Source organism: Burkholderia sp. S-53, assembly GCF_025560745.1.
Lineage (GTDB): Bacteria > Pseudomonadota > Gammaproteobacteria > Burkholderiales > Burkholderiaceae > Burkholderia > Burkholderia pyrrocinia.
In genome coordinates this window covers 2,274,323-2,297,557 of the sequence record NZ_CP090483.1, presented here as the reverse complement: position 1 = coordinate 2,297,557, position 23,235 = coordinate 2,274,323, and the positions used below count along the sequence as shown (strand labels likewise).

25 protein-coding genes are annotated in these 23,235 nt (G+C 65.5%); 15 read left to right on the top strand and 10 right to left on the bottom strand.

The features are described 5' to 3' along the window. Positions 1 to 5: 5 nt before the first annotated feature. The 3 genes from LXM88_RS15600 (at position 6) to LXM88_RS15585 (ending at position 4,430) form a co-directional block, all read left to right on the top strand. Entirely contained in the window at positions 6 to 608 is a 603-nt protein-coding gene (locus LXM88_RS15600; protein ID WP_262533483.1) for an alkaline shock response membrane anchor protein AmaP, read from the top strand. 107 nt (positions 609 to 715) lie between these two features. Continuing rightward, a complete protein-coding gene (gene guaA / locus LXM88_RS15595) occupies positions 716 to 2,335 on the top strand; it encodes a glutamine-hydrolyzing GMP synthase (protein WP_047900985.1) in 1,620 nt (539 codons plus the stop codon). A 739-nt stretch (positions 2,336 to 3,074) separates the two neighbouring features. Further along, on the top strand, positions 3,075 to 4,430 hold the full coding sequence (locus LXM88_RS15585) for a glycosyl hydrolase family 18 protein (protein WP_262533479.1): 1,356 nt from the start codon (positions 3,075 to 3,077) through the stop codon (positions 4,428 to 4,430). Between the two features lie 117 nt (positions 4,431 to 4,547). Here LXM88_RS15585 and LXM88_RS15580 read toward each other — a convergent pair whose 3' ends face one another. Then, positions 4,548 to 5,165 (bottom strand): 3'-5' exonuclease, encoded by a 618-nt coding sequence (locus LXM88_RS15580; RefSeq protein ID WP_262542859.1) that lies wholly within the window; start codon positions 5,163 to 5,165, stop codon positions 4,548 to 4,550. Between the two features lie 235 nt (positions 5,166 to 5,400). Then, a complete protein-coding gene (locus LXM88_RS15575; protein WP_262533476.1) occupies positions 5,401 to 6,066 on the bottom strand; it encodes a DJ-1/PfpI family protein in 666 nt (221 codons plus the stop codon). A gap of 96 nt (positions 6,067 to 6,162) precedes the next feature. Between LXM88_RS15575 and LXM88_RS15570 the strand changes: the two genes are divergently transcribed. Then, positions 6,163 to 6,717, top strand: a complete 555-nt coding sequence (locus LXM88_RS15570; RefSeq protein WP_262533473.1) for a TetR/AcrR family transcriptional regulator — start codon at positions 6,163 to 6,165, stop codon at positions 6,715 to 6,717. Positions 6,718 to 6,845: 128 nt separating this feature from the next. Here LXM88_RS15570 and LXM88_RS15565 read toward each other — a convergent pair whose 3' ends face one another. The 8 genes from LXM88_RS15565 to LXM88_RS15530 all read right to left on the bottom strand — a co-directional run bounded on the left by LXM88_RS15565 (position 6,846) and on the right by LXM88_RS15530 (position 12,587). After that, on the bottom strand, positions 6,846 to 7,310 hold the full coding sequence (locus LXM88_RS15565; RefSeq protein ID WP_262533470.1) for an acetyltransferase: 465 nt from the start codon (positions 7,308 to 7,310) through the stop codon (positions 6,846 to 6,848). A gap of 104 nt (positions 7,311 to 7,414) precedes the next feature. Continuing rightward, positions 7,415 to 7,906 carry an NUDIX hydrolase gene (locus tag LXM88_RS15560; protein WP_262533469.1) on the bottom strand — a complete coding sequence of 164 codons (492 nt, stop codon included), beginning with the start codon at positions 7,904 to 7,906 and terminating at the stop codon, positions 7,415 to 7,417. A 48-nt stretch (positions 7,907 to 7,954) separates the two neighbouring features. Next, a complete protein-coding gene (locus tag LXM88_RS15555; RefSeq protein WP_262533467.1) occupies positions 7,955 to 8,287 on the bottom strand; it encodes an NAD(P)-binding domain-containing protein in 333 nt (110 codons plus the stop codon). A 97-nt stretch (positions 8,288 to 8,384) separates the two neighbouring features. Further along, positions 8,385 to 8,672 (bottom strand): DUF971 domain-containing protein, encoded by a 288-nt coding sequence (locus tag LXM88_RS15550; RefSeq protein ID WP_262533466.1) that lies wholly within the window; start codon positions 8,670 to 8,672, stop codon positions 8,385 to 8,387. Next, the gene (locus tag LXM88_RS15545) at positions 8,669 to 9,664 is read right to left on the bottom strand and encodes a HEAT repeat domain-containing protein (protein WP_262533463.1); all 996 of its coding nucleotides are present in this window, start codon (positions 9,662 to 9,664) and stop codon (positions 8,669 to 8,671) included. The genes LXM88_RS15550 and LXM88_RS15545 overlap by 4 nt, the downstream gene beginning before the upstream one ends. Before the next feature lie 159 nt (positions 9,665 to 9,823). Further along, a complete protein-coding gene (locus LXM88_RS15540) occupies positions 9,824 to 10,069 on the bottom strand; it encodes a 4Fe-4S dicluster domain-containing protein (protein ID WP_262533460.1) in 246 nt (81 codons plus the stop codon). Positions 10,070 to 10,080: 11 nt separating this feature from the next. Further along, positions 10,081 to 11,820: a fumarate reductase/succinate dehydrogenase flavoprotein subunit gene (locus LXM88_RS15535; protein WP_262533458.1), complete on the bottom strand. Its 1,740-nt coding sequence runs from the start codon at positions 11,818 to 11,820 to the stop codon at positions 10,081 to 10,083. Further along, positions 11,817 to 12,587, bottom strand: a complete 771-nt coding sequence (locus tag LXM88_RS15530) for a GntR family transcriptional regulator (protein ID WP_262533455.1) — start codon at positions 12,585 to 12,587, stop codon at positions 11,817 to 11,819. The genes LXM88_RS15535 and LXM88_RS15530 overlap by 4 nt, the downstream gene beginning before the upstream one ends. Positions 12,588 to 12,947: 360 nt before the next feature. Here LXM88_RS15530 and LXM88_RS15525 point away from each other — a divergent pair, with 360 nt between their 5' ends. The 11 genes from LXM88_RS15525 to LXM88_RS15475 all read left to right on the top strand — a co-directional run bounded on the left by LXM88_RS15525 (position 12,948) and on the right by LXM88_RS15475 (position 23,137). Further along, complete coding sequence (locus LXM88_RS15525) at positions 12,948 to 14,159, top strand: MFS transporter (RefSeq protein WP_262533452.1); 1,212 nt, start codon at positions 12,948 to 12,950, stop codon at positions 14,157 to 14,159. A 280-nt stretch (positions 14,160 to 14,439) separates the two neighbouring features. After that, a complete protein-coding gene (locus tag LXM88_RS15520; RefSeq protein ID WP_262533450.1) occupies positions 14,440 to 14,841 on the top strand; it encodes a DnaJ family domain-containing protein in 402 nt (133 codons plus the stop codon). Then, positions 14,838 to 15,446: a tRNA adenosine(34) deaminase TadA gene (gene tadA, locus LXM88_RS15515; protein WP_262533448.1), complete on the top strand. Its 609-nt coding sequence runs from the start codon at positions 14,838 to 14,840 to the stop codon at positions 15,444 to 15,446. The genes LXM88_RS15520 and tadA overlap by 4 nt, the downstream gene beginning before the upstream one ends. A gap of 99 nt (positions 15,447 to 15,545) precedes the next feature. Beyond that, entirely contained in the window at positions 15,546 to 16,484 is a 939-nt protein-coding gene (gene ldcA, locus LXM88_RS15510; RefSeq protein WP_262533445.1) for a muramoyltetrapeptide carboxypeptidase, read from the top strand. Positions 16,485 to 16,791: 307 nt separating this feature from the next. Next, positions 16,792 to 17,496 (top strand): GntR family transcriptional regulator, encoded by a 705-nt coding sequence (locus tag LXM88_RS15505; protein WP_262533442.1) that lies wholly within the window; start codon positions 16,792 to 16,794, stop codon positions 17,494 to 17,496. A gap of 149 nt (positions 17,497 to 17,645) precedes the next feature. Then, positions 17,646 to 19,130 carry an NCS1 family nucleobase:cation symporter-1 gene (locus LXM88_RS15500; protein ID WP_262533439.1) on the top strand — a complete coding sequence of 495 codons (1,485 nt, stop codon included), beginning with the start codon at positions 17,646 to 17,648 and terminating at the stop codon, positions 19,128 to 19,130. 10 nt (positions 19,131 to 19,140) lie between these two features. After that, a complete protein-coding gene (locus LXM88_RS15495) occupies positions 19,141 to 19,932 on the top strand; it encodes an aspartate/glutamate racemase family protein (RefSeq protein WP_262533437.1) in 792 nt (263 codons plus the stop codon). Positions 19,933 to 20,080: 148 nt separating this feature from the next. Further along, complete coding sequence (gene puuE, locus LXM88_RS15490; protein WP_262533434.1) at positions 20,081 to 21,034, top strand: allantoinase PuuE; 954 nt, start codon at positions 20,081 to 20,083, stop codon at positions 21,032 to 21,034. Then, the gene (gene uraD, locus LXM88_RS15485) at positions 21,031 to 21,552 is read left to right on the top strand and encodes a 2-oxo-4-hydroxy-4-carboxy-5-ureidoimidazoline decarboxylase (RefSeq protein ID WP_047900967.1); all 522 of its coding nucleotides are present in this window, start codon (positions 21,031 to 21,033) and stop codon (positions 21,550 to 21,552) included. Before puuE ends, uraD begins: the two co-directional genes overlap by 4 nt. A 62-nt stretch (positions 21,553 to 21,614) precedes the next feature. Beyond that, positions 21,615 to 22,628 (top strand): allantoicase, encoded by a 1,014-nt coding sequence (alc, locus tag LXM88_RS15480; RefSeq protein WP_262533429.1) that lies wholly within the window; start codon positions 21,615 to 21,617, stop codon positions 22,626 to 22,628. Next, positions 22,625 to 23,137 carry an ureidoglycolate lyase gene (locus tag LXM88_RS15475; RefSeq protein WP_262533428.1) on the top strand — a complete coding sequence of 171 codons (513 nt, stop codon included), beginning with the start codon at positions 22,625 to 22,627 and terminating at the stop codon, positions 23,135 to 23,137. Before alc ends, LXM88_RS15475 begins: the two co-directional genes overlap by 4 nt. The last annotated feature ends 98 nt before the right edge of the window (positions 23,138 to 23,235 follow it).

Here is a 23,235-nt window from a genome sequence, read left to right as displayed (position 1 = left end):
CGCCGATGAAACCGCTGCTGCGAGCCGTGCTGATCATCGATGCCGTGCTGCTGCTGGCGTTCGGCGTGCTGTTCGTGCTGACGCCCTGGCAGTCGCTGTTCAACGCGCTGCAGCTTGCGAACGTCCAGCCGGCGATGCTCGGCCAGGCGTTCGGCATCGCGTTGCTCGGGCTCGCGTGGCTCGCGTTTCATGCGGCGTTCAACGGCGATCTGACGGCGCCCGTCGCGCGGTCGGTCGGCCATGTGTACTGGCTGACCGGCGCGCTGACGATCGTCTGGTCGCTCGGCACCGGCAGCGGTCCCGCGCTCGCGGCCGCCGGCAGGGTGCTGTCGGTCGTGGCCGGGGGCGTGCTGATCGTGCTCGGCCTCGGCGGCGTGCGGCTCGCATCGGCCGTGCGCCGGCGCGAGAAAGCGCAGGCGCTCGAGGCGCGCGCACCGGCGCAGCGTCCGGCCGAGCCGGCGATGGCGCCCGCGTCGTCGCCCGCACCGCAGCGTGTCGAACCCGTCGTCAGCCGTCCCGCGGCGCCAGCGGCGCCGTCATCGGCCGCATCCAGCCAATCATCGTCAGGCGGCGTCGCACTCGACGAGCGCCCGCCGATGCAGGATTGACCGGCCATGCGTCGCGCGTGCCGCCTGCCGCCCGACGCCGCTGTCCATGCTATTGACGCAGCGCTTGATGCGCTGCTTTTCTTATTCTCTTCATCCCGTCCGCAGCCATGCACGACAAAATCCTGATTCTCGACTTCGGTTCGCAAGTCACCCAACTGATTGCACGGCGCGTGCGTGAAGCGCACGTCTACTGCGAAATCCATCCGAACGATGTGTCCGACGACTTCGTCCGCGAGTTCGCGCCGAAGGCGGTGATCCTGTCGGGCAGCCACGCGAGCACGTACGAAGACCATCAGCTGCGCGCGCCGCAGGCCGTGTGGGATCTCGGCGTGCCGGTGCTCGGCATCTGCTACGGCATGCAGACGATGGCCGTGCAGCTCGGCGGCAAGGTCGAGTGGAGCGACCATCGCGAATTCGGCTATGCGGAAATGCGTGCGCACGGCCACACGCGCCTGCTCGACGGCATCGAGGATTTCACGACGGCCGAAGGCCACGGGATGCTGAAGGTCTGGATGAGCCACGGCGACAAGGTCGCCGAGCTGCCGCCGGGCTTCGCGCTGATGGCGTCGACGCCGAGCTGCCCGATCGCCGGCATGGCCGACGAGGCGCGCGGCTACTACGCGGTGCAGTTCCACCCGGAAGTCACGCACACGGTGAAGGGCCGCCAGATCATCGAGCGCTTCGTGCTGCAGATCGCCGGCGCGAAACCCGACTGGATCATGCGCAACCACATCGAGGAAGCCGTCGCGAAGATTCGCGAGCAGGTCGGTGACGAGGAAGTGATTCTCGGCCTGTCGGGCGGCGTCGATTCGAGCGTCGCGGCCGCGCTGATCCATCGCGCGATCGGCGACCAGCTCACCTGCGTGTTCGTCGACCACGGCCTGCTGCGCCTGAACGAAGGCAAGATGGTGCTCGACATGTTCGAGGGCCGCCTGCATGCGAAGGTCGTGCACGTCGACGCGGCCGATCAGTTCCTCGGCCACCTGGCCGGCGTGACCGATCCGGAAGCGAAGCGCAAGATCATCGGCCGCGAGTTCGTCGAGGTGTTCCAGGCCGAGGCGAAGAAGCTGTCGAAGGCGAAGTGGCTCGCGCAGGGCACGATCTATCCGGACGTGGTCGAATCGGGCGGCACGAAGACGAAGAAGGCGACGACGATCAAGAGCCACCACAACGTCGGTGGCCTGCCGGAAACGCTCGGCCTGAAGCTGCTCGAGCCGCTGCGCGACCTGTTCAAGGACGAAGTGCGCGAGCTGGGTGTCGCGCTCGGCCTGCCGCCGGAGATGGTGTACCGCCATCCGTTCCCGGGCCCGGGCCTCGGCGTGCGGATTCTCGGCGAAGTGAAGCGCGAATACGCGGACCTGCTGCGCCGCGCGGACGCGATCTTCATCGAGGAACTGCGCAACACGACCGCGACCGCACAGGATGCGGCTGCGGGCCTGTGCGGCGAAGCCGATGTCGGGAAGAGCTGGTACGACCTGACGAGCCAGGCGTTCGCGGTGTTTCTGCCGGTGAAGTCGGTCGGCGTGATGGGCGATGGCCGCACGTACGACTACGTGACGTCGCTGCGCGCCGTGCAGACCACCGACTTCATGACCGCACACTGGGCGCACCTGCCGTACGCGCTGCTCGGCCGCGCGTCGAACCGGATCATCAACGAGGTGCGCGGGATCAACCGGGTGGTGTATGACATCTCGGGGAAGCCGCCGGCGACGATCGAGTGGGAGTGAGTCCCATTGCTGTGCATTGTCTGGCGACATTAGGCAAGTACCGGCACTAGATTGACCCAAGCCCGCGATTCCGCGGGCTTTTTCATTCCTGTCGCTGTCGAAAATTCGACCAGTGCCTGCCAATGATTGGCAACACAAAGCACGGTCAAGGAAATCCTTTGCGTGTTACAGGCGACGGCATCGAGATTTTGCTGATGACGCGATTGGGGTGCGCACCGTCGACGGATACCGCATTACTGGGCGGTGAGAAACGTTGACACTCGGCCGCTATGGCCGCGGGGTATCTCGCGGGCGTTGGCGCGGGAAAAACTGCTGGACGCCCGTCGCGCCGTCCGTGAAGGCAAGTCACCCGCTATGGAAAAACAACGGCGGAAGCCGCGCCGCGCCGAGCCGCGTCGAAGACCTTTGGTGAATGTGTCGTCAGCTGGCGTAATGGAGTCAGAATGGCGGATCTGAAAGTGCATTGTTGTGCGCGATAGAAATTGTACCGTCGATTGTTTTATTCATGTAACCAATGTTTTTCCCTGCACGCAATTCGGAAGGTTTTGTCTTTCACCATTTCCTATAATGATTTTCAGCAACGTGGAACGCCTTGGTTCATTGCGTGGCCGTGTCGTCTCTGGGCGTAACTGCATTGCTGATGCACCGCGGTCAATTGGCCGTGGTATTGGGTGGCCTTCAACTGTAGTTGCAGCGTCGCGCGCCACCGCCCAAGAACGCTACGTGACAGGATAGAAAAATGGCAAACCTACAAAACGGCATCAATGCGTGGATTTTCTTGAACGAAGACGAACCGCCACAAACCAGCTACAACAGCCCCACAAGTTGCTATCAGTCGCTCATCAATTGCAAGGTTTACGACAGTGCAAGTTTTCTTGGTATTGCTTTTTTCGAAGTCATCCCCGCCGCGCAGGGCTCTACGATCCAAATGGGCAACGCATCTCATCCGGGCGGTCTGACTAATCAGGATTATTTGAATTTTGTACTCCGCGATGCGCGTCAGGTCAATCCAGGAATTAAATTTCTGGCCACAATGGTGTATTCCGGCGCGAATACTTTGGCAGCGATTTTTTCAGAAGGTGGCGACCCGCAAACACAGGCAGGAAACTTTGCGAAGAATCTGGTGGCGTATCTTAAAGATAATGGAATGAACGGCTTGGATGTCGATTGGGAAGGTGACGTGTCCGATAATATGACGCGATCACAGTTCCAGATCTTGTTTTCTGCAATTCGCATTGAATTTGATCGACAGCCCGTGAAATACTATCTATCATTCACGCCCGCGTGGCCCACCGACACGATTGATTATTCTACCGTCAATAGCCAATTCGATTTCGTCTCTCCTCAATTCTATGACGGCACGCCGCTATCGGCGTTTCTCGATGCCGGAATATCACCGTCCAGGATTGGCTATGGGGCTCAGTTTGAGCCAGGAAATGCAGCCCCGAATGCTAGCGCGCAACAGGTATGGAGCATGGTTTCGGAAGGCTTTTCTTCCGGAGGTGTCCGATATAATTATCAAGATATTTTCATGTGGCGCTTCAATTCTGGAAATTTCCAGTTTGAGCAAGCGCAGTTCATGATTCTTGATCAAATCGGCAATCCGCCCCAAGGCAATACCTTCGACGACACGCCGATTATCAACGCAGCAGGCAATCCCAACCTTACCAGAATGACGATCCGGTCAGGCGACGTGCTCAATGCGATTCAGGCCGTCAATACCGGGACGGGGCCATATAACACCGGCACCCAGGAGACAGGAACCGGAATATTTACCCTGTTGCAACACGGCGGAAACAGTGGGGACGCGAAAATCATCAATATTCCGCTTGATGATCCGATCGTGTCCATTTCCGGCTACACGGGCGTGTGGTATGGCTGGCAATGTGTTTTGCAACTCACATTGACCGGGAAAAGCGGCGCCACTTATGGCCCGTTCGGCAGTATGGCCGGCTCAGCCACCCAGAATCGCTTTGTACAGCCTGCTCCAGCCGGACAAAGCGTGGTTGGCTTTAGTGGGTCTACGGTGACGGTTCCGCTGGCAGGGGGCAGCCAGACCGCAATCATTGCAACGCTGAATGCCGTTTTCGCCTAAGACACCTGATAAAGACTTTTCAGTACCTGCGACAATAATCGCTCACGGCCATGCTACTGCATGGCCTTTTTGCCGTTGTGCGCCTGTCGGCGATCGCTTGCGGCCGTCGGCCGATTCTCACGCGTGCGAGCCCACGAGCGAACGCAGGTACGTCGGCACTTTCGCCTTCGCAGTTGCCTGTACGCGCGCCATGAGCGCGTGATCGATACGATCCAGCCCGTAAGTCCGGGCAATGTCCTGCTGCAGCCGGCACCACAGATGGCTGGCCATCTCGGCATCGACCATCGCCCGGTGCGCACGTCCCGATTTCGGCAACCGCAGCATGTCTGCGAGGCTCGACAGGCGATGGCTCAGTGCGTCCGGGTAAATGCGTCGCGCCACGAGCATCGTGCAGGCAAAGGCATGCTCGGCCGACATTCCGAGAAGCCCGAGTTCCGCCTGCCAGAACCGTTTGTCGAAACCGGCGTTGTGGGCCACGACCGCATGCTTGCCGACGAACGCTGCCGCTTCCTTCATGACTTTCGACGCCGGGGGAGCCGATGCGATCATCTCGTTCGTAATGCCGGTCAGCGCGACGACATCCGACGGTATGCGTCTGCCTGCATTCATCAGGCTCTGGAAACGGTCGACGACTTGTCCGTCCCGGAGGAGGATGACGGCGATTTCGGTCGCACGGTCGCCCATGTTCGGCGAAAGTCCGGTTGTTTCGAAGTCCAGTACCGCAACGGTTTGCATGGTCGAATCCTGTTGCTTCACGCGGTGTCGTTCAGAGAGGCCGAGAGGTTAGCATTTTCAGGCCCGCGACAGACGCATTCAGCCCGGGAAACGACCATCCGTGCGGCGAAAGCCGACTCGATCGATGGCCCGGATCGACCGCGAATGCGTCCCGATCTTCCGTTGGCTCGGCAGGACGCACGACGCTGCAACAGCGTTCTGGCTGCCGGCTATCGACAGCCCATCGATCTACGCGTCATGCCGCAAGCCCGTTTTCGCCGTCGGCGATCCGGATCGGGCCCGTGGCTTGTCCCGCACCCTGCCTGATGCTGAACTCGATCAGATCTTCGTAAATCTCCCGTTGCCCGGCAGGCAGCACGGGCAGCAGCGTCTCGCGCCGCTTGTCCGCATCGAACAGCGATTCCACCAGCCACCCCGTCAGATAGAGCGACGCAAGGCATCCGCCCGCGGTCGCGACGTTGCCATGACACACCAGCGGCTGGTCCATCACTTGCAGCCCGAGTGCCTGCAAACCCTTCCGCGCTTCGGGGTGCGTCGTGGCACGGCGCTGGGGCAGCAGCCCGAGCCGTTCGAGAATGAAGGCGCCGGCGCAGATCGACCCGACAAGCTGGCGTTCGGGATCGAGATCGAACGACGGCAGGAAATCAGGATGGGCGAGCGCGGCCGGTACACCTTCCTTGCCGCTCGAAAACAGGACCGCGTCGGCGCGATTGGCGTCGGCGAGCGGGCCGTGCGTCGGGATGGCCAGGCCATGGGCGGAATGCAGCACCGGCTGCGCACCCAATATCCGGACGCGCCATTCCTTGCTGTTGCGGCCGAGAATGTCCCACATCAGGAACAGGTCGATGTCGGTGAACCGGTCGAATGCGACGAGCGCGATGTCTTTCAAGGCGGACTCCATGCGTAGTGGCACGCTGCTGGAAGCGGCGGCGGCCGTGATAGAGTTCGCAGCCTATCTGTCCATGCCGCACCATACACAGCCTGTATGGCGATGACGATGAGCACACTGACGCGAAACGACTGGATTGCCGCGGGCTTCGACGCCCTCGACGGGGAAGGGTATGCGGGCATTTCGGCCGAAAGCCTTGCGCGACGGCTGAACGTGACCCGCGGATCGTTCTATCACCACTTCCGCCATCGCGAGGATTTCGTCAGGACGCTGCTGACCGCATGGGAGGACGACTACACCGCGCGGATGCTTGCGTATGCGGCGGATAGCCACGGTGCCGGCGACACGCTGGCGCGTTACCTTCGCATTGCCGCCGAGAAACGGCCGGGGCGTGAAATCGCGATTCGCGCATGGGCATTGCACGATCCGCTGGTCGCGGAATTCCAGCAGCGCGTCGACGCGGCGCGGCTCGCGTTTGCGATCGAGACGTCGCGCCGGCTGGTGCGCACGCCGGGTGAGGCCGAGATCGTCGGGCAGGCCGTGCACTTGTGCCTGATCGGCGGACAACAGGCGGGGCTGCGGCGCGATGCCGACCGGTTCAACGGTTTCATGCAGCGCGCTTTTTCAATGGTCGAACGCGTGTTGCCGATGCGTCGTGCATGACGCGCGACGTGGCAGCGTACCGGCACCGCGTGCTGCATGCATGGAGCGAACCCGGTATCAGTCAGGCGCGTTCGCGTGCCCGGTGCGTATGACGTGGAGGGCGGCGCGATATCCCGCGCCGGCCACGGTCATGCGTGCTGCGGCGAAGCGGGCGGTGCCGCGCGATAGCGCAGGTGAATCAGCGGATAGGCTCGCCCTTGTCCATCGAGCGCCGATCGCCCGCAGCGCTCGAAGCCGAGCCGTTCATAGAATCCCGCTGCCGATTCGTTCTGCTCGTTGACGTCGGTCGACAGGTCGGGATGACGCCTGAGCGCATCTTCCACGAGCAGCCGCCCGACACCTGCGCCATGGTGCGCGGGATCGACGAACAGGGCTTCCATGTGACTGCCGTCGAGCAGCATGAAGCCGATCGCGCGGTCGTCCTCGTCTACGGCGAGATCGAGCGGCGCACCGGGCAGGAACGCGACGACTTCGGATTCGATCGCACGACGGTCGTCGTCGCTCAGGAAGTGATGCGTGGCGTCGACCGCGTTGCGCCAGATATCCAGCACGCGTGCGCCGTCGGCCTCGGTGGACTGGCGAATTCTGATCATGGGTTGACCTGTTTTGATTTGTCATTTGAAGGTCGGCGGGTAACCGACCCCGTCACGGCCCCGATCGGGCCGATCGCAAGGGAAGCGGGAAAGACGGCGTTGTTTCAGGTAATGGCCGGATGCCGTGCGTCGCCAAGGGCCGCCGCGCGCTCGATCGCTCGTCGCGCGACGTCGCGAACGCCCGCGCTCATCGGCAGATCATCGCGGTCGAGCTCGGCGAGATCGAACCAGCGCGCGTCGAGCGCATCGTCGCCGGCAGCAGGCGTGCCGCGCAACCATTTGCACAGCACCGCGACCATGACGAAGTGCTGACGCACGTCGCCGCCGGCATCGTAATCGAACGCATCCAGCGCGGTAAAGGCGTCGAGTGCCTCGACGTCGACGGTCGTCTCTTCGGCGATCTCGCGCACGATCGCGTTCGCAATCGATTCCCCCGCTTCGATCTTGCCTCCAGGAAAGCCCCAGCGGCCCGCATCGGGCGGATTGGCGCGGCGTACCAGCAGCACATCGCGCTCCCGCAGGACGATGCCGATCACGGCGGGAACAGGGCGTACGGAGGCGATGACGCCGGTCGGGGAGCGGGGCGAATCGGACATGATGGATCTACGCGCGGGCGTGTTCGAGGGGGGGCGGCCGGTGACGATTCATTGCGCGTCGTGCGTGCGCTGCTCGATCGCGCGGATCACGGCGACCATGTCGTCCGCGCCATGTCCGGCCTGCTCGGTCTCGCCGTAAAGCGCGTGGCAGATGTCGAGCAGCGGCGACGCGATGCCGATGCCGCGCGCGGATTCGGCGACGAGGCGCGCATTCTTCAGCACGTCGGCGTGCTCGGCCACGCGCGCGCCGGCGTCGCGCAGCGCATCGTCGCTGCCGTGCGACCGGCTCCATACGACGAGCGGCGTGCCGGCCCGCGCGAGATTGAGCGCCATCGGCGTGCCCATTACGCCGAGGCCGATGAATCCGGTTTCGGTTTGCATGTTCTGGCTCCCACCGTGGGTGGAGACAATCGTGGGCGTCAGTATCGCAGCGTTTCCGCACGACTGCCATGTCGTCGGCGCACCCGCGGGAGCCACGTCACGGCCGCGCCGTCATATCCGCCAGATACGGCCACGGATAGATGCCGCGCGCATGGCCGTCGCCGAACAGGGCGCGGATGCCGTAGCCGGCCGCTTCGAGGCTGTCCAGCGTCAGGTCGTGCTGCGCATCGACACGACCGCCGTCGAGCCGGATCCTTCGGCATTCCGCACAGGGGCACTCACCGCGCAACCGCGCATAGCCGATACGTTGCGTGCGGCCGTCCGGCCAGCGGAGTGTCAACGTGCGTGCCGGGTGATCGAGCGCGATTTCGATCGGCGAGATCATCGCGACGCCTCGTCGATTTGCCGGATCGCGATTCGCACCGCCTTGCGTACTTCCGGATCGTGATCGTCCAGCGCGTGCGTGAGCGCGGGCAACGTCGCGCGGTCGCGCAATTCACCGAGCGCAAGCGCGGCTTCCTTGCGCAGGTTGCCGATCGCGTGCGACAGCAGCGCGACGACGGCCGGCGCCGCGACTGCATCGCGCAGTTGCCCGAGCGCACGCGCGGCACGCAAGCGCACCTGCCAGTAGTCGTCGTCAAGCGTGGCGACGAGCGGTTCGCGAGCGGCCGTGACGCGCAACTTGCCGAGCGTCGTGGCGGCCTCCTCGCGCACCTGCCATACCGTGTCGCGCAGTGCCGCGAGTAATGCGGCGACGACGGTCGTGTCGCCGGGGGCCGCGAACCCGATCGCACCGACCGCAACGCGGCGTACATCCGCATCGGCGTCGGTCGTCGCGATACATGCGAGCTGTGGCAGTGCGCGCTGATCCTTGAGCCAGCCGAGCACGGCGACCGCCTCAGTGCGCACGGCCGCGGTGTCGGCGTCGAGTGCATGCAGCGCAGGCGCGAACGCATCGGGGGCGCGCAACTCGCGCAGCCCGCGCAGCACGGCGCTGCGCACGAACGGCTCGGGCCGGTCGGCCCAGTTGCACAGCACGGCGCCCGATGCCGCGTCCTTCAGTTCGGACAGGCTCTGCGCGGCAGTGGCGCGCACGCCGTCGTCCGGATCGAGCAGCGCGCGGCACAGCGCATCGACGACGTCGGGCTGTTCCCATGCGCCGAGCACGCGGGCCGCCTCGCTGCGCACGTCGGCCGACGGGTCGTCGCGCAGCGCCGCGACGAACGCAGGCACGAGATCGGGATTCTCGAGATCGGCGAGTTCGAACAACGCGATACGGCGCACGGATGAATCGGGCGCGGCAAGGCGGGCGACGAGTGCGTCAAGATCCGGATCGTGCGTGCCGGGCAGCGAGAAGGTGGAAGAGAAAGCGGTCATGGGCAAAAGGTCGGTTCGATGAAAGGGCTGCGGCTCACGGAACGCGCTGCATGGGCGGCGCGGTATGGCGGCGCGAACCTGGTGAACGCCGGCCCGGCCGTCACGTCGTCGATGCATGGCCCGCGCGGGCGGCACGACGACGATCGGCCGGGCGCCCGGTCAGCGCAGCAGGTAAGGGATCTCGACCTCGACCGCGCCGGTCGGGCAATCGCGCTCGCAGGGCATGCAGTACCAGCATTCGTCGAACTGCATGTAGGCCTTGCCCTTGGTCACGTCGATCGCGAGCAGGTCGAGCGGGCACACGTCGACGCAGACGGTGCAGCCCTTGTCGGCGATGCACAGGGTCTCGTCGATCGTGACGGGCGCGCTGCTGCGCTGGAAGATGTCGTGCGGGGTATGGGACACGGAACGGCTCCTCAAAGAGTGGCCGCGAGCACGGCCGGTTCGCGGATGCGCAACTGCGCATAGGCGCCGCGTTCGTCGTCGGCAAGCGGCACGATGGTCGGTTCGACCGGCCGCTTCTCGCTGCGCATCGCGCCGTCGGCGGCCTTGCGCAGCCAGGTGTGGCAGAACCATTCGGCGTCGTTGCGCTGCGGAAAGTCGACGCGATGGTGGTACAGCCCCCAGCGGCTCTCGGTGCGAAACAGCGACGCACGCGCGGCCATTTCGGCGCAGTCGCGGATCGCGCGCACCTCGGCCGCGCGCATCAGTTCGTGAGGATGACTCGCCTTTATCTCTTCGACATCCTCAGTAATCTCGTCAAAACGTTGCAGCCCGATTTCCATCTTGCGCGTCACCTTCGGCGGTTGCAGATAGTCGTTCACCATGCGGCGCAGCTTGTATTCGACCTGCGCGGGCGCCAGGCCGCGCTCGCGGAACAGCGGGGCGAGTACGCGGGCGCGCTCGGCTTCGACCTGTTCGTCGTCCACCGGTGCATGGTCGCGGCCGGCCACGTAGTCGGCTGCGTTCTGCCCGGCGAACCAGCCGTACGTGAAAGCGCCGAGCATGTAGTTGTGCGGGACGGCGGCCATGTCGCCGGCTGCGTAGAGTCCCGGCACGGTCGTTTCCGCGCGGGCGTTCACGTAGACGCCCGACGCGCTGTGGCCGCTGCAGAAGCCGATCTCGGAGATGTGCATCTCGACCATCTGGTGCCGGTAATCGGTCCCGCGCCCTGCATGGAAGCGACCGCGGCTCGGCCGCTCGTTCGTGTGCAGGATCTGCTCGATGGTCTGGATCGTTTCTTCCGCGAGATGATCGAGCTTCAGGAACACGGGGCCGTTGCCGCTTTGCAGTTCCTGGTAGAACTCCCACATCATCTGGCCGCTCCAGTAATCGCATTCGATGAAGCGCTCGCCCTTGCCGTTCGCGGTGAAGCCGCCGAGCGGGCCCGTCACGTACGCGCATGCGGGGCCGTTGTAGTCCTTGATCAGCGGATTGATCTGGAAGCATTCGAGATTCGCGAGCGCGGCGCCCGCGTGATAGGCCATCGCGTAGCCGTCGCCAGCGTTGGTCGGGTTCTCGTACGTACCCATCAGGTAGCCCGACGCCGGCAGCCCGAGCCGGCCGGCCGCGCCGCAGCAGAGAATCACGGCCTTCGCGCGGATCACGTGGAACTCCGCGGTGCGGCAGTCGAAGCCGAGCACGCCGCTCGCGCGGCCGTGCGAATCGGTCAGCACGCGCGTCGCGACGATCCGGTTCGTGATCGCGATGCGTGCACGTTTCAGTTGCCGGTACAGCACCTTCTTGATGTCGTGTCCTTCCGGCATCGGCAGCACGTACGAGCCCATGTGATGGACCTTCTTCACCGCATAGTCGCCGGTGCCGTCCTTCTCGAACTTCACGCCCCAGCGGTCGAGCTGTTCGATCGTCGCGAAGCTGTGCGTCGCATACGCGTACACGGCTTCCTGGTCGACGATGCCGTCGTTGGCGATCGTGATCTCGCGCGTGTACTGCTCGGGCGTCGCATGTCCGGGGATCACCGCGTTGTTCAGGCCGTCCATCCCCATCGAGATCGCGCCGCTGCGCTTCACGTTGGCCTTTTCGAGCAGCAGCACGCGCAGGGACGGGTCGCGTTCCTTCGCCTTGATCGCCGCCATCGGGCCGGCCGTGCCGCCGCCGACCACGACGACGTCGTATTCGTGCACATGGGTATTCATCGCGGATTCCTTGCAGGTTTGCGCGCCTTCTGCCGGTCGATGCGCAACCGGTACTGGAAGGCGTCGCCGCGGAAGTAGAGATATTCGTAGTCGATCGGCGCGCCCGACGCGTCGTGCGTGAGACGCTCGATGCGCAGCACGGGGCTGCTTTCCTCGACGTGCAGCGCGTCGACGATCTCGTCGTCGGCGAGGATCGCGTCGATCGACACGTCGGCATGACCGAGCGGGATGCCGCAGTCGTTTTCCAGGATCAGGAAGATGTCGCGGGTCGCGAGATCGGCGCCCGCGAGGCGCTTGCCGAGCGCTTCGGGCACCCAGGTCTGCTCGAGCGACACGGGCTCGCGGTTCAGCAGCCGCACGCGATGGATCTCGACGAGCGGCGCGCCCTCCGGCACGTTCAGCTTCGTCGCGAGATGACGGTCGGCCTTCACGGTGCGAAGGCTGCGCAACTGGTTGACGATCTCGTAGCCCATCGACGACATCGCCTCGGCGAAGCCCTGCAGCGACGTCACGTTCTGGAACGCCTTCGGCTTCGACACGAACGTGCCCTTGCCGTGCAGCTTGAACAGCAGGCCTTCCTTCTGCAGGTCGCCGAGCGCCTGGCGCACCGTGATGCGGCTGACGTCGAACATCGCGCAGAGTTCGTGCTCGGACGGCATCCGGCTGTGCGGCGCATAAGTGCCGTCGAGAATGCGCGCGCGCAGCGTGTCCTTGATCTGCACATACAGCGGAGCCGCCGACAGCGGCACGACGTTGGGTGGGGTCATCGATCAACTTGTTATGACAAGATGGTTCGAGTGTAGCCAGCGCGATCGTGCGTCCCAACCAAGCATTTCTGATTTCGACTTTCCGAATCCGGAAAAGCGGGGAGGCTGGCGGTGGGCAGAACGGACGGTCCGGTGTCCGGTGTTCGAACGATCCGCCCCTTGCCAGTCGCGCGGATTGGCAGACAATCAAGAAAATTCGCCGGCGCGTGCGCCGCGCATGTCGATTTCCCGATGTGTCGCCCGTCGTATCCATGTCGACCGGGCTCGCGACAGCGTCGATGCGGCAGCCGGACAGGCCGTCGTGCGGCGCCGCAGGAGCGCGGTTTCCGAGGACTACCGAAACGAGACAGGAGACGCCAAATGCCGGATTCCCGATACCGCTGGGTGATCGTCGCTGCGGGCGGCCTGATGGGCTGCATCGCGATCGGCGCGATGTTTTCGCTGCCGGTGTTCCTGCGCGCGATTGCGCACGACACGGGCTGGTCGATGACCGGCATCTCCGCCGCGATGACGCTCGGCTTCATCGCGATGGCCTTCGCGAGCATGGGGTGGGGCAGCCTGTCGGACCGCATCGGCACGCGCGCGGTCGTCGTGACGGGGGGCGTGCTGCTGTCGGCGAGCCTCGCGCTGGCGAGCCGCGCACCGTCGCTGCTCGCGTTCCAGCTGACCTTCGGTCTTGCCGTCGGCAGTTCGACGGCCGCGATATTCGCGCCGATGATGGCGTGCGTGACGGGCTGGTTCGACACGCACCGCAGCCTCGCGGTGTCGCTCGTGTCGGCCGGCATGGGGATGGCGCCGATGACGATGTCGCCGCTGGCCGCGAGGCTCGTATCGACGCACGACTGGCGCACGTCGATGCTGCTCGTCGCCGCGCTGGCGGCCGTCGTGATGATTCCGGTGTCGCTGCTGGTGCGCCGGGCACCCGCGCTCGACCGCGCGCACGCGGCGCCTCCGCCTGCCGGTGCGCCTGCGGCGATGTCGGTCGCGGATGCACTGCGCTCGCCGCAGTTCATGGTGCTGGTGCTGACCAACTTCTTCTGCTGCGCGACGCACTCGGGCCCGATCTTCCATACGGTCAGCTATGCGGTGACATGCGGGATCCCGCTGATCGTCGCGGTGTCGATCTACAGCGTCGAAGGGCTCGCGGGCATGGGCGGCCGGATCGTGTTCGGCCTGCTCGGCGACCGCGTCGGCGCGAAACGCATGCTGGTGGCCGGGCTGCTCGCGCAGGCACTGGGCGCGCTCGGCTACTACTTCGTGCGCACGCTCGACGGGTTCTACGCGGTCGCGACGCTGTTCGGCTTCATCTATGCGGGCGTGATGCCGCTGTATTCGGTGCTCGCGCGCGAGAACTTCCCGCTGCGGATGATGGGCACCGTGATCGGTGGCTGCGCGATGGCCGGCAGCCTGGGGATGGCGGCGGGCCCGGTCGCCGGCGGCGTGATCGTCGATACGTTCGGCAGCTATGGCTGGCTGTACATCGGTTCGTTCGCGATCGGCCTCGGCGCGTTCCTGATTGCGACGATGTTCCGCCCGTTTGCGAAAGCGCGGCCGGAAACGGCGGCTGCGTAACCGGACATCGGCGGCAGGGCGACCGCCGTTTCGCCGGATTGGCGACACCCGGAACGCATCGTCGCGGATATAAAACAGGGCCCGACACCGCTTGCATTTGCCGGTGTCCATACGGCGCTCCGCCCGCTGCGGCGCAGCAGAGCGGCAAGTGGCGCCGATCGGCACGCATGCATCGCGATTCGGCCCCTAAAAAACGCAATATCGAGCATATATTCGAAGGGCCTGTCATACCCGCGTCACCCTGCTAGAATTCGGCCTGCCGCATTGTTCCAATTGACTGATGAGATTGCTTGACGCCCTGGTCGAACAACGTATCGCCGCCGCCGCCGCGCGGGGCGAGTTCGACGATTTGCCGGGTACCGGCGCGCCGCAAACGCTGGATGACGACCTGCTCGTGCCCGAGGAGGTGCGGGTGGCCAACCGTATCCTGAAGAACGCGGGCTTCGTGCCGCCGGCCGTCGAGCAATTGCGCGCGCTGCGCAACCTGCATGACGAAGTGCAGGCGGTCAGCGACCGTGCCGCGCGCTGCCGGCTGCAGGCGAAGATCCTGGCGCTCGACATGGCGCTCGAATCGCTGCGCGGCGGCCCGATGGTGATGCCGCGCGACTACTGCCGTCGCATCGCGGAACGCCTGTGCGAGCGCGGGCTCGACGAGGTGCCCGCCGAAGCGGGGCCGATGTGACGTCCGACGCGCTGCCCGACGCAGCCCGATCGGCGGCCGACGCGGCCGCTGAACCCGCCGCCCGGTCTCCTGCTCCCGAAGCCGCGCCAGAAGCTGCACCCGTATCGGCGCGCGACCTGCATTTCATGCGGCTCGCGCAAGCCGCCGCGGAAGAGGCGCGCGCGGCCGGCGAAGTGCCGGTCGGCGCGGTGCTCGTGCGCGGCGACGAAGTGATCGCACGAGGCTTCAACCATCCGATCGGCGGACACGACCCGTCGGCCCATGCGGAAATGGCCGCGCTGCGCATGGCCGCGCAAAATCTGCAGAATTACCGGATGCCCGGCTGCGAGCTGTACGTGACGCTCGAGCCGTGCCTGATGTGCGCAGGCGCGATCATGCATGCGCGCATCGCGCGGGTCGTCTACGGCGCCGCCGATCCGAAGACGGGCGCGTGCGGCAGCGTGATCGACGCGTTCGCGAATCCGCAGCTCAACCACCATACCGAAGTGACCGGCGGCGTGCTCGCCGACGAGTGCGGCGCCGCACTGAAGTCGTTCTTCGCCGAGCGCCGTCGCGCGTTGCGCGAGGCACGGCTGGCCCGCGACGCCGAATCCGGCGCGTCATAGTCGCGCCGGCCGTGCCTGTCGCTCCGGGCGCGCACGGTTCCCTGAACCGAAGACGGTTCGGACCCTCTAAGCAGGTTTGACGACCCGACACCTTTCGCCATGTCCTTCCAGCCCGCCGCGTCCTACACCATCCGCCTGCTGGCGCCGTCCGGTTATCCGCACGATCCCGACGCGATCAATCGCGCGCTTGAACGCCTCAGCACCGCGCAGCAACGCATCGAGAACATCGAAGCGACGCAGCGGCGCTTCCAGCGTTTCGGCGGCACCGACGGCGAGCGGGCAGGCGACCTGAACCGCCTCGCCGATCCCGAGCGGCCGCTGCCGGACATCGCGCTCGCGGTGCGCGGCGGCTACGGTGCCGCGCGGATCCTGCACGGGCTCGACTATCGCGGGCTCGAGCGCAGGCTGCGCGACCAGCCGGTTGCGCTCGTCGGCCACAGCGACTTCACGGCGATCCAACTCGCGCTGTACGCGAAGGCGCGCATCAAGACGTTCGGCGGCCCGATGCTGTCCGCCGATTTCGGCGCGGAAACGCCGAGCGATTTCACGATGCAGCACTTCTGGCAGACGCTGACGCAGTCGAGCTCGACGATCATCGCCGAGGCACCGCAGGTGCAGACCGTGAACGTGACGGGCACGCTGTGGGGCGGCAACCTTGCGATCCTCACATCGCTCGTCGGCACGCCGTACATGCCCGACATCGAGGGCGGCATCCTGTTCATCGAGGACGTCAACGAACAGCCGTTCCGGATCGAGCGGATGATCTATCAACTGCACCTGTCGGGGCTGCTCGCGCGCCAGCAGGCGCTCGTGCTCGGCCAGTTCACCGGCGCGCGGACGTTCGAATACGACAACGGCTACGACATGCAGGCGATGATCGACCAGGTGCGCGAGGTGGTCGGCATTCCGGTTGTCACGGGGTTGCAGTTCGGCCACGTGCCCGACCTGCTGACGCTGCCGTTCGGCGCGCAGGCGCAACTGGTCGCGAATGCGCACGGGTTCCGGCTCACGTTGTCGGACTATCCGCATCTCGGCTGAAGCGGGCGCGATCGATCGAAAGGCGGGTTTCCCGCCTTTTTCTTTATGTAAGTGTGCAACTAACGGTCAAAAATCTCGGCGGACGTCGACAGAATCGTCGCCGGTTTTTGCACCAGTTTTGTCAACAATATGTCCGGAAGGGTATACGACGAGAACGGCCTCTGTCATGGCGTCCAGGCTTGATTTGCATGGATTTCGCGCATCCTGCACCGATTGGGGTCGCGTCCGTGCACGCTGGTTGTGCGAAATTCCGGAAAAGAATTGTTGACAATCTTTATGTCCATCCTAGGATGAGGACCATCACACGATGCAGATCATGACCGAGCCCGATTCCCACCCGTCCGGTGCAGCCAGTCCCGAAGCGATCGCCGAGCGGATCCGCACGGCGATCCTCGAGCATCGGCTCGCGCCCGGCGCGAAGCTGACGGAGGCGCAGCTCTGCGACGTGTTCGGCGTGAAGCGCGGGACGATTCGCCAGGCGCTCGCGCAGCTCGCGACCGACAAGCTGGTCGAACTCGAACCGAATCGCGGTGCGTTCGTCGCGAGCCCGACGCTGCAGGACGTGCACGAGGTGTTCGAGATGCGCCGGATCATCGAGCTCGCCGTGGTCGAACGGCTCGCGACCGGGCCCGGCGCGAAGCGGTTGAAGGGCGTCGCCGCGCTGATCGACAAGGAACGCAAGGCGTTCGAGCGGCACGACTTCGCGGCATGGATCCGCCTGTCGGGCGAATTCCATACGGCGCTCGCCACGCTGATGGGCAATGCGACGCTCAGCGAGTGCCTCGAAGGGCTCGTCGCACGCTCGACGCTGATGTCGGCGCTGTACGAATCGCACGGGCGCAGCCCGTGCTCGTGCGACGACCACGACGAGATCCTCGCCGCGCTGGAGACGGGCGATCCGAAGCAGGCGGTGACGCTGATGGCGCGCCACCTGCAGCATGTCGAACTGAAGATGCTGGACCGGCCCGCGCAAGGGCAGGTCGATCTGCGCGAAGTGTTCGGCGGCGCCTGAGCGGCGACGCGAACCCGGCCGCGCGCCACAGAACGAGAGCAATGCAGGCCTGCGGCGTTCGCCGCGGGCCGCTGGTCCGACTCCGGGCAACGATCCGGAGCGATATCGATGACGGTGGAGCGGCCATCCGGCCGCGTCAAGGAGAAGTCATGGCTCAGTTCAGTGTGGCGCACGACAGCGCCTATCCGGCGGAAGAAGGCGGCGAGGGCGGCGACCCGACGCTGCCGGGCGGTTACAGCGAATGTCTGTACAACGAAGATTTGGCACCCCTGAAGAATCAGACATGGGGCTCGTACAACATCTTCGCATTCTGGATGTCGGACGTGCACAGCGTCGGCGGCTACGTGTTCGCGGGCAGCCTGTTCGCGCTCGGGCTGACGAGCTGGCAGGTGCTGATCGCGCTGATCGTCGGGATCGGCATCGTGAACCTGTTGTGCAACCTGATCGCGCGGCCGAGCCAGCAGATCGGCGTGCCGTATCCGGTCGCGTGCCGTGCGACCTTCGGCGTGCTCGGCGCGAACGTGCCGGCCGTGATCCGCGGGCTGATCGCGATCGCGTGGTACGGCATCCAGACCTATCTCGCGTCGAGCGCGCTGGTGATCGTCGTGCTGAAGTTCTTCCCGCAATGGCTGCCGTATGCGGACGTCCACCGTTACGGCTTCCTCGGGCTGTCGGCGGTCGGCTGGGCCGGGTTCATGCTGCTGTGGGTGCTGCAGGCGTTCGTGTTCTGGAACGGCATGGAGACGATCAAGAAGTTCATCGACTTCGCGGGCCCGGCAGTGTATGTCGTGATGTTCATCCTCGCCGGCTACATGGTGTGGCGCGCGGGCTGGCGCAACATCGGCCTCAACCTCGGCGGCGTCAAGTATCACGGCGCGGAAGTGATCCCGGTGATGATCACGGCCGTGTCGCTGGTCGTGTCGTACTTCTCCGGGCCGATGCTGAACTTCGGCGATTTCTCGCGCTACTGCCGTTCGTTCGGCGAAGTGAAGCGCGGCAATTTCTGGGGGCTGCCCGTCAACTTCCTCGCGTTCTCGCTCGTCACGGTGATCACGACGGCCGCGACGCTGCCCGTGTTCGGCGAACTCATCACCGATCCCGTCGAGACGGTCGGCCGCATCGACCATCCGACCGCGGTGATCCTCGGTGCGCTGACGTTCACGATCGCGACGATCGGCATCAACATCGTCGCGAACTTCGTGTCGCCCGCATTCGACTTCTCGAACGTCGCGCCGCGTCTGATCAGCTGGCGCGCGGGTGGGATGCTCGCGGCCGTCGCGTCGATCTTCATCACGCCGTGGAACCTGTTCAACAACCCGGCCGTGATCCACTACACGCTCGACGTGCTCGGCGCGTTCATCGGCCCGCTGTACGGCGTGCTGATCGCCGACTTCTACCTCGTCAAGCGCGGCCGGCTCGTGCGCGACGACCTGTACACGATGTCGGAAAGCGGCACCTACTGGTACACGGGCGGCGTGAACCGCCGCGCGCTCGCCGCGCTGCTGCCGGCCGCGGTGATCGCGGTCGTCTGCGTGATGGTGCCGGGCTGGCAGGGCGTCGCGAACTTCTCGTGGTTCATCGGCGCGGGGCTCGGTTTCGTGTTCTACCGGCTGCTCGTGAGCGCGAAGGCCTGAGGAGCATGCGATGAAGATCCGACTGATCAATCCGAATACGACGCAGCGGATGACCGACGCGATGGGCCGCTGCGCGCGCGACGTCGCGGCCGCGGGTACGGAAATCGTCGCGGTGAGCCCGCCGATGGGGCCGCCGTCGATCGAAGGGTATTACGACGAGGCGCTCGCGACGCCCGGGCTGCTCGCCGAGATCGCGCAGGGCGAGCGCGACGGCTGCGACGCGTACGTGATCGCGTGCTTCGGCGATCCGGGCCTGTACGCGGCGCGCGAGCTCGCGCGCGGGCCGGTGATCGGGATCGCCGAGGCCGCGATGCATGCGGCGAGCGTGCTCGCGCCGGGCTTCTCGGTCGTCACGACGCTCGCGCGGACCTGCGGGATGGCGTGGCACCTGGCTGAACGCTACGGGATGAAGCGGTTCTGCCGCAACGTGCGCGCGACCGACGTCGCGGTGCTCGAGCTCGACCGGCCGGGCTCAGCCGCGCGCCGGATCATCGTCGACGAATGCCGGCGCGCGCTCGACGAGGACGGCGCCGACGCGATCGTGCTCGGTTGCGCGGGGATGGCCGAATTCGCGCACGAGATCGAGCAGCAGATCGGCGCGCCGGTGGTCGAGGGCGTCACGGCGGCCGTCAAGTGGGCCGAGGCGCTCGTTGCGCTGCGCCTCGCGACCGCGAAGCGCGGCGACTACGCGCGGCCGCTGCCGAAGCGCTACGACGGCGCATTCGCCCGCTTCAGCCCGCCGGACGGGGATGTGGCGGAAGCGGCCCCGAATTTGCCGCAACCGCACATACACACCGTCTGACACGCACTATCTGCGCCGCTGTATGGGCGCGTATGGGCGTTTTCGCTACACTGGGCCGTCATCGCATCGGCTTGTGCGGCCGGCCTCCGGCATCCGCGCAGTCGATGCGAACCCATTATTTCAGCCAGCTTTCGTCGCACTTCGAACCATGTCACTCGATCCCAACTATCCTCGCGACCTGATCGGCTACGGCCGCCATCCCGTTCAGGCGAACTGGCCGGGGCGCGCCCGCGTCGCCGTGCAATTCGTGCTGAACTACGAGGAGGGCGGGGAGAATTGCGTGCTGCACGGCGATCCGGGCTCCGAGCAGTTCCTGTCCGAAATCGTCGGCGCGGCCGCGTATCCGGACCGCCACATGAGCATGGAATCGATCTACGAATACGGTTCGCGGGCCGGCGTGTGGCGCATCCTGCGCGAATTCGAGAAACGCGGGTTGCCGCTGACGGTATTCGGCGTCGGCATGGCGATCGAGCGTCATCCGGAGCTCGCGCGCGCGTTCGTCGAGCTCGGCCATGAGATCGCGTGCCACGGCTGGCGCTGGATCCACTACCAGAGCATGACGCCGGAGCTCGAGGCCGAGCACATGCGCCTCGGGATGGAAGCGATCGAGCGCGTGACGGGCGAGCGTCCGCTCGGCTGGTATACCGGCCGCGACAGCCCCAATACGCACCGTCTGGTCGCGGAATACGGCGGCTTCCTGTACGACTCCGACAACTACGGCGACGACCTGCCGTTCTGGATGGACGTCGGCGTGTCGGGCGGCGGCACGTCGCCGCAACTGATCGTGCCGTACACGCTCGACACGAACGACATGCGTTTCGCGACGCCGCAGGGTTTCAACACCGGCGATCACTTCTTCGACTACCTGCGCGACGCGTTCGACGTGCTGTACGCAGAGGGCGACGACGCGCCGAAGATGCTGTCGATCGGCATGCACTGCCGACTGCTCGGCCGGCCGGGCCGGTTCCGCGGGCTGCAGCGGTTCCTCGATCACATCGAGAAGCACGATCGCGTATGGGTGACGCGCCGTGTCGATATCGCGCGTCACTGGCGTGAACATCATCCGTATCAGCCCAATCATCGAAACGAAGGGAAAGCATGAAGGCGATGCGTTACACGTTGAATCAACTGAACACGATGGCGCCGAGCGCATTCGTCGCGGCGCTGTCGGGGATCTTCGAACATTCGCCGTGGGTGGCCGAGGTCGCCGCGGGCGAGCGGCCGTTCGCGAGCATCGATGCGCTGCACAAGACGATGTCGGGCGCGGTGGAAACGGGCGGCGAAGTGCGCCAGCTCGCGCTGATCAACGCTCACCCGGAGCTGGCCGGCAAGGCCGCCGTGCGCGGCGAGCTGACGGCCGAGTCGACGCGCGAGCAGAGCGGCGCGGGCCTCGACCAGTGCACGCAGGAAGAGTTCGACAAGCTGCTGACGCTGAACCGCACGTATCGCGAGAAGTTCGGCTTCCCGTTCATCCTCGCGGTGCGCGGCTATGACCGGCACGGCATCATCGCGAACTTCGAGTCGCGCGTGAATCATTCGCGCACCGAGGAACTGCGCGCGAGCCTCGACCAGATCTACCGGATCGCGCGCTTCCGCCTCGACGACCTGATCGACGCCTGACACCGCAATTCGGCCTGCTGCGCCGCAGCGGCCCGATCGCATCACTGAAACAAGGAAACATCATGGCTGTTCCGCTTCTCGACCCCAACGCTCCCGAATTCACGCGGCGCTACGTGAATCTTGCCGACCCGCGTCTCGGTGCGCAGGCGCTCGAGGCCAGCGACGATTTCTTCGCGCCGAAAGACCGAATGCTGAACCCCGAGCCGGCCGTCTTCATCCCCGGCAAGTACGACGACCACGGCAAGTGGATGGACGGTTGGGAAACGCGCCGCAAGCGCACGACGGGCTTCGACTGGTGCATCGTCAAGCTCGCGCGTCCGGGCGTGATCAAGGGCTTCGACATCGACACGAGCCACTTCACCGGCAACTTCCCGCCGGCCGCGTCGATCGAGGCCGCCTTCGTGGCCGACGGCGCGCCGACGCATGCGACCGAGTGGGTCGAGATCGTGCCGTCGACGACGCTGCAGGGCAACAGCCACCACTACGTCGAAGCGAGCGACGCACGCGCGTTCACGCACCTGCGCGTGAACATCTATCCGGACGGCGGCATCGCGCGCCTGCGCGTGTACGGCCAGCCGCAACTCGACTGGGCCGGCGCGAGCGCGACCGAGCAGTTCGATCTCGCGGCGATGGAAAACGGCGGTTATGTCGTGGCCGCGAACAACCAGCACTTCGGCGTCGCGTCGAACCTGCTGCTGCCGGGCCGCGGCGTGAACATGGGCGACGGCTGGGAAACCCGCCGCCGCCGCGAACCGGGCAACGACTGGGCGATCATCGCGCTCGCGCAGCCGGGCGTGATCCGCAAGATCGAAGTCGATACCGCGTTCTTCAAGGGCAACTACCCGGACCGCTGCTCGATCCAGGCGGCGTATGTGTCGGGCGGCACCGACAGCTCGCTGATCACGCAGTCGATGTTCTGGCCGGTGCTGCTCGGCGAGCAGAAGCTGCAGATGGACAAGCAGCACTACTTCGAACACGGCATCGCGTCGCTCGGCCCCGTCACGCACGTGCGACTGAACATCATTCCGGACGGCGGCGTGTCGCGCCTGCGTCTGTGGGGGACGCTCGACAAATGAAGACGCTGGTTATCGAACCGCTGACCAAGGAAGCGTTCGCGCCGTTCGGCGACGTGATCGAAACGGCAGGGGCGAAGCAGATCCCGATCAACCTCGGCACGACGATCCGTTTTCACGATCTCGCGAAAGTCGACGTGACCGATGAAGACGGCCGCACGCTCGTCAACCTGTTCCGCGGCCAGCCGCGCACGCTGCCGTTCGAAGTGAAGATGCTCGAGCGGCATCCGCTCGGCAGCCAGGCATTCGTGCCGCTGAACGACCAGCCGTACCTTGTCGTCGTGGCGCCAGCCGGCGATCTCGATCCGGCGAGGATCCGCGCGTTCGTGACGAGCGGGTGGCAGGGCGTCAATTATGCGAAGGGCGTGTGGCATCACCCGCTGATCGCGCTCGGCGGCATCAGCGACTTCATCGTCGTCGACCGTGGCGGCGATGGCCTGAACCTCAACGAGCAGGATCTGCAGGAATCGCTGTGGCTCACCGACGAGGCGCTGACCGCGCTGACCGCCTGAGTCGCCGGCGTTTCAGCGCCAGCTTGTCAAAACCCGCGCATGTTGCGCGGGTTTTTTCATGTGCGGCCGTTCATGTGCGACTCAGGTCGCCACAGCCT

Excerpts from the sequence above, each read along its gene's own strand:
- LXM88_RS15585 (WP_262533479.1), top strand. The coding sequence starts at position 3,075 with ATGGCAAACCTACAAAACGGCATCAATGCGTGGATTTTCTTGAACGAA.
- LXM88_RS15505 (WP_262533442.1), top strand. The coding sequence starts at position 16,792 with ATGCAGATCATGACCGAGCCCGATTCCCACCCGTCCGGTGCAGCCAGT.
- uraD (WP_047900967.1), top strand. The coding sequence starts at position 21,031 with ATGAAGGCGATGCGTTACACGTTGAATCAACTGAACACGATGGCGCCG.
- LXM88_RS15525 (WP_262533452.1), top strand. The coding sequence starts at position 12,948 with ATGCCGGATTCCCGATACCGCTGGGTGATCGTCGCTGCGGGCGGCCTG.
- LXM88_RS15500 (WP_262533439.1), top strand. The coding sequence starts at position 17,646 with ATGGCTCAGTTCAGTGTGGCGCACGACAGCGCCTATCCGGCGGAAGAA.
- guaA (WP_047900985.1), top strand. The coding sequence starts at position 716 with ATGCACGACAAAATCCTGATTCTCGACTTCGGTTCGCAAGTCACCCAA.
- LXM88_RS15580 (WP_262542859.1), bottom strand. The coding sequence starts at position 5,165 with ATGCAAACCGTTGCGGTACTGGACTTCGAAACAACCGGACTTTCGCCG.
- LXM88_RS15545 (WP_262533463.1), bottom strand. The coding sequence starts at position 9,664 with ATGACCGCTTTCTCTTCCACCTTCTCGCTGCCCGGCACGCACGATCCG.
- puuE (WP_262533434.1), top strand. The coding sequence starts at position 20,081 with ATGTCACTCGATCCCAACTATCCTCGCGACCTGATCGGCTACGGCCGC.
- LXM88_RS15475 (WP_262533428.1), top strand. The coding sequence starts at position 22,625 with ATGAAGACGCTGGTTATCGAACCGCTGACCAAGGAAGCGTTCGCGCCG.
- LXM88_RS15560 (WP_262533469.1), bottom strand. The coding sequence starts at position 7,906 with ATGTCCGATTCGCCCCGCTCCCCGACCGGCGTCATCGCCTCCGTACGC.
- LXM88_RS15575 (WP_262533476.1), bottom strand. The coding sequence starts at position 6,066 with ATGGAGTCCGCCTTGAAAGACATCGCGCTCGTCGCATTCGACCGGTTC.
- LXM88_RS15520 (WP_262533450.1), top strand. The coding sequence starts at position 14,440 with ATGAGATTGCTTGACGCCCTGGTCGAACAACGTATCGCCGCCGCCGCC.
- LXM88_RS15565 (WP_262533470.1), bottom strand. The coding sequence starts at position 7,310 with ATGATCAGAATTCGCCAGTCCACCGAGGCCGACGGCGCACGCGTGCTG.
- LXM88_RS15550 (WP_262533466.1), bottom strand. The coding sequence starts at position 8,672 with ATGATCTCGCCGATCGAAATCGCGCTCGATCACCCGGCACGCACGTTG.
- LXM88_RS15600 (WP_262533483.1), top strand. The coding sequence starts at position 6 with ATGAAACCGCTGCTGCGAGCCGTGCTGATCATCGATGCCGTGCTGCTG.
- LXM88_RS15495 (WP_262533437.1), top strand. The coding sequence starts at position 19,141 with ATGAAGATCCGACTGATCAATCCGAATACGACGCAGCGGATGACCGAC.
- ldcA (WP_262533445.1), top strand. The coding sequence starts at position 15,546 with ATGTCCTTCCAGCCCGCCGCGTCCTACACCATCCGCCTGCTGGCGCCG.
- LXM88_RS15555 (WP_262533467.1), bottom strand. The coding sequence starts at position 8,287 with ATGCAAACCGAAACCGGATTCATCGGCCTCGGCGTAATGGGCACGCCG.
- LXM88_RS15535 (WP_262533458.1), bottom strand. The coding sequence starts at position 11,820 with ATGAATACCCATGTGCACGAATACGACGTCGTCGTGGTCGGCGGCGGC.
- LXM88_RS15530 (WP_262533455.1), bottom strand. The coding sequence starts at position 12,587 with ATGACCCCACCCAACGTCGTGCCGCTGTCGGCGGCTCCGCTGTATGTG.
- alc (WP_262533429.1), top strand. The coding sequence starts at position 21,615 with ATGGCTGTTCCGCTTCTCGACCCCAACGCTCCCGAATTCACGCGGCGC.
- LXM88_RS15570 (WP_262533473.1), top strand. The coding sequence starts at position 6,163 with ATGAGCACACTGACGCGAAACGACTGGATTGCCGCGGGCTTCGACGCC.